We start from the raw sequence: 6,360 nt of genomic DNA, 5'->3' as shown, positions 1-6,360 counted from the left end.
TTCGTTTGTTCCTTGCAAGACAAAGATATTGACTAATTGCGTATGTTTGTAAAACTTAAAATGTTAAAGTCCGATTATTAGGGGGCTAAACCAATATAAATGTTGGTATTAAATTGAGAGTACTAGAATTTGGTATAAAACAAAGGAAATTAATTGAATTATTAGTGAATAAAGTAACTGGCAAAATTTGCTGTGTCTCAGTAAAAAATATTAAAAATAAATAATTATGGAAAAGATTTTGGAAGTAGTCGTAAGTTTAATACCTCGCCTAATGGAGGCGTTAAATCGATAAGAATTTGGATTTTAAATTAAAAAGTATGAAAAAGTTAATGTTTTCTCTGATTTTTCTATCAAATTTAATTTCTTATTCCCAAGAAATAAGAAATACAGATAGATTCTTTTTTAATAGTCAAAAATATAATTATTTACATTTTAGTTGGGGTCAGAGTAGCTACAGCAAACCATTTAAAATAATTGTCTGTTCTTCTAAAGATTTAAAAACTATAGAAACTAATTTAAGAATATGCCAAAAATTTAAATTAGAATATACAGATTATTATATTTTATCTCTAACAGATATCTCTACAAGCCACCAATGTATTAAGATAATTAAAGCTTTTCTGAATACAGTAGATAAAAAGCGAATAGGTGCAAATCTCTCAAGAGTAATAGTGAGAAAAAAAATGGAAGATAAAACTAATTCAAATCAGAAAATTGAATATTTTGTGGACGTTTCTAAAACTGCTTGCCTAAATGATGTTGAAGATTTATATATAAATGTTGAGCCTAAATCATTATGTAATGCTATTAGAGGTTTGACCCATTTCTAAAATTATTTAATAAACAACCCGACTGCTCCAATATTCACTAAATTTCTCTTATACGGATAGCGCATTCTATGATAAAAAACAAGAAAAAATGTAAAATTTAACAGGCAAATTTATGTGTATTTATGTAGGGAGTGCATCATATCTTCGAATAAAAGGAAGATATGATGCTGAAAGTAGTGGTCGTACTGTAAATGGACAAACCATAATAGGAAAACCTTGTAATTAAGATAATATGAAAAAAAATATTTATATAGTTAGTTTGTTGCTTATTATTTATGGCTGTTCTTCTGCAAATAAGGAAATTGCTCCTATAAATGCATATTTAAAAGAGGCCATAAAAACTAACGATACCATCGTCATTATTACAAACAAAATTAATAATAATTACACATTGAATTTGTGGAAGGATAGAGTAAATATTGATGTAAATCATAATAATTTAGAAAATAGTCTTGATGAAAATCCAAGAATTTATGAAGAGAAATATTGGAATGAAATGAATGAAAAATACCGAAATCATAATACTGATTCTTTGTGGTTGGGAAACTCACTATGGAAACAAAAAGATTTTAAAAATTTAAAAGTTAAAATGATGACCGAAAAGGTTTTTCCAAAACCCTATATATATAATGAATATATGGGTAAAATCCCAGAACGATCTGCTTTTTCATTCTCAGAGCCAATGATCTACAAAAAAATATATGCTGTTTTTGCAATTTCAGAAACAACAACAGGGCGACAATTTATAAATCCGAGGTCATTTGTAATTATGAAAAAGAAAAAAGGCGAATGGATATTCGTTAAAGAAATAACTGACGGGGCTTACTATTAAAACTGTAACAGCGGGAATATATCTATTTAGAACTACCCTGTAATTAAAATCTATATCATGAAAAACATAATAATATACTTATCGCTATGCATCGCCTCTACTAATTATTCGCAAACTAAAAGTACTTTAAAAAAAGATGAAAAAGAAAAGCTTGAAGCCATCAATGATTATTTTAAAACAATTGTAAAAGATATTAATAGAGTAGTATTCATTGCCCAAGAAAAACTCAATTCTAATTTAACATTAGAAATTTTTAAACAAAATTTCATTCAAGCTATTGATTTAAAAGGAAATATAGAACCGGACACACATTTATTTAACGAAAAAGACTGGAAAAAATTTAAAAAACAAAATCAGGATCCACCTATCCAAGATAATAGAATTTGGGATACCCATAAATATTGGGGCAAAAATGATTTTAGCCACAGTCAACTTATTTTTGAAAGTATGAACACAAAAACAGGGATAGAATTAATAATTGAGAAGTACGATAAATCAGATGTTTGTATATATAGTTTTTCTGAACCTATGTATTATCTAAACAAAAAATATCTAATTTTCACAAATTTAAAAATTTGCATATCAGGCGGAAGTAAATTTGTTGTTGTTATGAAAAAAATAAAAGGCAAATGGATCCGAACCCATGAAGCTTTCAATCCAAATGAGACATATTAGAAGAATGAGTATTAAGAAGACTGCTAATTCGCAGATAATTTAAAAATCAGATAATTAGCAGTATTATTATGTTAAAATCATATAGCCTCAAACAATTTTCCCGGCAATGGCCTAATAACTCCTTTCAATTCCATATTCAACAGCATTCCTGAGATTTTATAAATAGGGAAATCACAACGCAGGGCGATAATATCCATCAATTCTTTGCCGGTTTTTAGAAGAAAATCATAGACTTTTTGTTCGTCATCGTCAAGAGAGACAAACAATTGTTTTTGCACAGGTTTCATTTCCTTTTCAAGATCCCAATTCAGGATATAAATTAAATCGGCAGCGCTGGTCAGCACATTTGCTTTCTGGGTTTTGATTAAGTTATTACAGCCTTGACTGTACTTGTCGGTTACGCGTCCCGGAACCGCAAAAACATCGCGGTTGTAATCATTTGCGATGTTGGCGGTAATTAACGATCCGCCTCTATCGGCTGATTCTATTACGATGGTTGCTTCGGTCATTCCCGCAACGATCCTGTTTCTTCGAACAAAATTTTCTTTATCGGGATTCGAGGAACTCCAAAACTCGGTCATAAAACCGCCGTTTTGCTCGACCTTGGCGACGTATTTTTTATGGGTTTTAGGATAAATTTGGTTCAAACCATGCGCCACCACTCCTATCGTTTGCAGATTATGTTCCATCGCCAATTGATGTGCCACGATATCAACGCCATAAGCAAATCCGCTTACGATTACCGGATCAAGCGGTGCCAAATCTTCAATCAGTTTTCGGCAGAACTCCATTCCGTAAGACGTTATTTGGCGCGTTCCCACAATACTGATTATCTTTTTATTTTTTAAATTGATATTCCCCGATGTAAACAACAAAACGGGACCGTCAATGCAATGTTTTAAGCGCTCCGGATAATTCTCGTCCTGAAAATAGGCCACATTAATATCGTTCGCTTTTATAAACTCCAGTTCCTGATTGGCTTTTGTGAAAACAGATGGATCTTTTAGATTTTTTAGTAAAATCGAACCAACGCCATCGATAGCGGCAAGCTGTGACGCTTTGGCTTTGAAAACCGCTTCGGCGCTTCCCAAATGAGTCAATAGTTTTTTGGCCATAATATCGCCAACTCCTTCTACCCTTTGCAACGCCAATAAATGAAATAAATCCTGTTCTAACATAGCTGAAAATTGTTCGTCTTTTATATTTTTAAATGTAGTTTCATTAAATACCGGAAATACAAAACGTCGGTTCGAGTGTTTTTTGTGAAATGAAATGGAATAAAAAATGTATCGAGAACTCTTTCCTGATAATTTCTCATTTATTAATTCCGAATAACTGTTTGAAATTGAAATGTATAAAATTTAAAGCAGATTGTTAATAAAAATTGTGAATAAAATTTTGATAACTATATTCGTTGTATAACTTTGTTACTATGAAAATCGAACCTTACATCGCGCAGCTTTTATACCGTTATCAATGTGTAACCGTTCCAGGTTTCGGGGCTTTTTTAACCGAAATTCAATCGGCTCAATTGAATGAAAGCTCGAATTCGTTTTCTCCTCCAAAGAAAATGATTTCTTTCAATGCCAATTTGAAGAACAATGATGGTTTATTAGCCAATCATATTGCCCAAGCAGAAAAAACATCTTATGAATATGCCGTTAGCGCCATTCAGTATGAAGTTTTTCTTTGGAAAAAAGCATTGGAAGAAAACGCCATTTTCTCGATAAAAAATGTAGGTGATTTTTGCCTGAACGCCGATGCTAATTTAGTATTTACTCCATACGATCAAACCAATTATTTGACAAATTCATTTGGTTTAAGTCCGTTTGTTTCGCCACTTGTGAAAAGAGAAATCTTCGAACAAAAAATTGAAGCAATCGAGGAAAATCAAACCATTGCTTTGATTCCAGAGGAAGCAAGAAGAATGAATCCATATTTAAAATATGCTGCCATTTTTGTATTGGGATTAGGTTTAACAGCAGGTGTTGGCTATCCAATTTTCCAAAATCAAATCGCAACTCAAACTACGCTTGTTGAAACGGCCGTTCAAAAACAGGTTCAGAATAAAATACAAGAAGCAACTTTTTTTATCGAAACTCCAATTCCCGCTGTAACGCTATCCGTTAAATCAGCTGCGGAAGTAAAAATGTCGTATCATATCATGGCAGGCGTTTATAGAGAAGAAAAAAATGCACAAAAGACATATAATCAGTTAATTCATTTAGGATACAAAGCCCGCCGAATCGCTCCTAACAGACACGGATTATTCCCTGTACTTTACGGAAGTTATGCCACTATTGCAGAAGCCGAAAAAGCAAAACAGGAAATTCAGAAAAAACACAATCCGGAAGCTTGGATCTTAATCCAATCGCTATAAAATAAAAATCCTTACGGTTTAGACTACCCCCAAAAAGCAAAAAGCTATTTGGGGGTATTTTTTTAGGAGCAATCTCCAGCTATCCGCTATATCTCTTGTGCCCGCCGCTGCGAGCACAAGAGGATGCCGCTTCTATCTGGGCTAGGCATTCGAATAAACAAGGATGTCTATTATACCAAATAAGCCTTTTTTAAGCGGTTTAATGCGTGATTGTTTTATAAACACACAAGAAGTCGACCAAAGGTAAATTGTGTGTCGTAACCTGATTTATTGTATTTAATTTTTATTCTTGATGTTGCTGCAAATGTTGTACAAAGTTTGTGAGATAGGATATCCTAATCTGGTGCTCGTTTGCAACGAGTACCTACTTTCTTTTTAGCACTAAACAAAGCGTTTGCAACGCGGCTCATTTACCACGATGGTTCAACATTTACATTATAAAAAATAGTATTGTCTTCTTCATAATTGCTATAACTGCTATTTACATAATCGCGCTAATCTGGTGCTCGTTTGCAACGAGTACCTACTTTCTTTTTAGCACTAAACAAAGCGTTTGCAACGCGGCTCATTTACCACGATGGTTCAACATTTACATTACAAAAAATAGTATTGTCCTTTTCATAATTTCTATAACTACAATTTACATAATCGCGTTGCAAACGCTACGTTTTGTCTTTTCAATTTAAGTAGGTACTCGACGCAGTCAAGCACCAGAGCAGAGGAATCTAGTGTTAGAAAGAAAACCATTAAAAAACGCTGTTTGAAAAATTTTCAAACAGCGTTTTAATTTTTTAAAACTTCCTACCTATTCCTAAAGAAAAATTCCAAAAACTAAAATTATCTATCGTTTTATGATAGCCACCGTCTAAGGCAATAAGAAAATTTTTACCTGTTTTATAATCTAGATGTAAACCAGGGAATATGCCAGCGGTATAACTATAACCGTCAACATTTTTAACTTCAAACCAACTATATGAATAAATGACATTATTTTTATCGACCTGAATCGATGAAAGTCGAAATAATTTGTCTTTATATGCAATAATTCCCAACCCCATGTTGCAGGATAGGTTTATTTTTCTATTCTTGTAAATGGAATAATGAATTTTAGCTCCTATTTCATGGTTTTTCACATAATCCCATTCGGTGTCTTCAAAAATTGTCTCAGGATTCCCAGTTAATATAAATCGATCCAATTCTTTTTCATTGCCATAAAAACTGGGAAAGTAATCGTTTTGAGAATATAAAAAATAATATTCCATGGACCACTTTTCGTTTCTTTGTCTGTGGTAACTGACTGAAATATTGAAATTTCTTTGATTTTCTTTCATATTCGGATAAATGCTTAGTCCTGAATTTACAAAGAATTTGTTTTTTTCTTGCGCAAAAGATATAAGACTGAAAAAACAGAATGGTATATAAAATATTTTTTTCATTGTATTTATTAAAATAGAGTGCTTCCGAACGGTTTTAAATTAATCATTATGATAGATTGTCGGTAACCGTACATATATTTCAGATAAAGTAAGACCAAACCAATATGTGAAAATAGGTCTCACTTCCATCATACCTTATTTACATTCAAATATATAATAAATATCTTACTATTGTTAATTAAAAACCCAAACAATCTCCGTAGCCCC

General features: G+C 32.2%; 6 protein-coding genes. 4 read left to right on the top strand and 2 right to left on the bottom strand.

Annotation, left to right across the window (positions count from 1 at the left end; translation table 11 throughout):
• Nucleotides 1-317: 317 nt before the first annotated feature.
• The 3 genes from IWX84_RS14815 to IWX84_RS14805 all read left to right on the top strand — a co-directional run bounded on the left by IWX84_RS14815 (nucleotide 318) and on the right by IWX84_RS14805 (nucleotide 2,337).
• Nucleotides 318-830, top strand: coding sequence for a hypothetical protein (locus tag IWX84_RS14815; protein WP_196851531.1), 513 nt, complete (start codon nucleotides 318-320; stop codon nucleotides 828-830).
• A gap of 232 nt (nucleotides 831-1,062) precedes the next feature.
• Nucleotides 1,063-1,662 carry a hypothetical protein gene (locus IWX84_RS14810; protein WP_196851530.1) on the top strand — a complete coding sequence of 200 codons (600 nt, stop codon included), beginning with the start codon at nucleotides 1,063-1,065 and terminating at the stop codon, nucleotides 1,660-1,662.
• A 57-nt stretch (nucleotides 1,663-1,719) separates the two neighbouring features.
• Nucleotides 1,720-2,337 (top strand): hypothetical protein, encoded by a 618-nt coding sequence (locus tag IWX84_RS14805; RefSeq protein ID WP_196851529.1) that lies wholly within the window; start codon nucleotides 1,720-1,722, stop codon nucleotides 2,335-2,337.
• A 77-nt stretch (nucleotides 2,338-2,414) separates the two neighbouring features.
• Here IWX84_RS14805 and dprA read toward each other — a convergent pair whose 3' ends face one another.
• Entirely contained in the window at nucleotides 2,415-3,515 is a 1,101-nt protein-coding gene (gene dprA / locus IWX84_RS14800; protein ID WP_196851528.1) for a DNA-processing protein DprA, read from the bottom strand.
• A gap of 254 nt (nucleotides 3,516-3,769) precedes the next feature.
• On the opposite strand from dprA, the gene IWX84_RS14795 reads away from it, so the two are divergent.
• Nucleotides 3,770-4,717 (top strand): SPOR domain-containing protein, encoded by a 948-nt coding sequence (locus tag IWX84_RS14795; protein ID WP_196851527.1) that lies wholly within the window; start codon nucleotides 3,770-3,772, stop codon nucleotides 4,715-4,717.
• Nucleotides 4,718-5,508: 791 nt separating this feature from the next.
• Here IWX84_RS14795 and IWX84_RS14790 read toward each other — a convergent pair.
• A complete protein-coding gene (locus tag IWX84_RS14790) occupies nucleotides 5,509-6,048 on the bottom strand; it encodes a hypothetical protein (protein ID WP_196851526.1) in 540 nt (179 codons plus the stop codon).
• Nucleotides 6,049-6,360: the final 312 nt, after the last annotated feature.

It is taken from the genome of Flavobacterium sp. CG_9.10, from assembly GCF_015752245.1.
In the GTDB taxonomy this organism is placed as follows: domain Bacteria; phylum Bacteroidota; class Bacteroidia; order Flavobacteriales; family Flavobacteriaceae; genus Flavobacterium.
The sequence above is the reverse complement of the archived record's forward strand: the minus strand, read 5'-3'. Positions and strand labels throughout refer to the sequence as shown.

Excerpts from the sequence above, each read along its gene's own strand:
- IWX84_RS14815 (WP_196851531.1), top strand. The coding sequence starts at position 318 with ATGAAAAAGTTAATGTTTTCTCTGATTTTTCTATCAAATTTAATTTCT.
- IWX84_RS14810 (WP_196851530.1), top strand. The coding sequence starts at position 1,063 with ATGAAAAAAAATATTTATATAGTTAGTTTGTTGCTTATTATTTATGGC.
- IWX84_RS14805 (WP_196851529.1), top strand. The coding sequence starts at position 1,720 with ATGAAAAACATAATAATATACTTATCGCTATGCATCGCCTCTACTAAT.
- dprA (WP_196851528.1), bottom strand. The coding sequence starts at position 3,515 with ATGTTAGAACAGGATTTATTTCATTTATTGGCGTTGCAAAGGGTAGAA.
- IWX84_RS14795 (WP_196851527.1), top strand. The coding sequence starts at position 3,770 with ATGAAAATCGAACCTTACATCGCGCAGCTTTTATACCGTTATCAATGT.
- IWX84_RS14790 (WP_196851526.1), bottom strand. The coding sequence starts at position 6,048 with ATGAAAGAAAATCAAAGAAATTTCAATATTTCAGTCAGTTACCACAGA.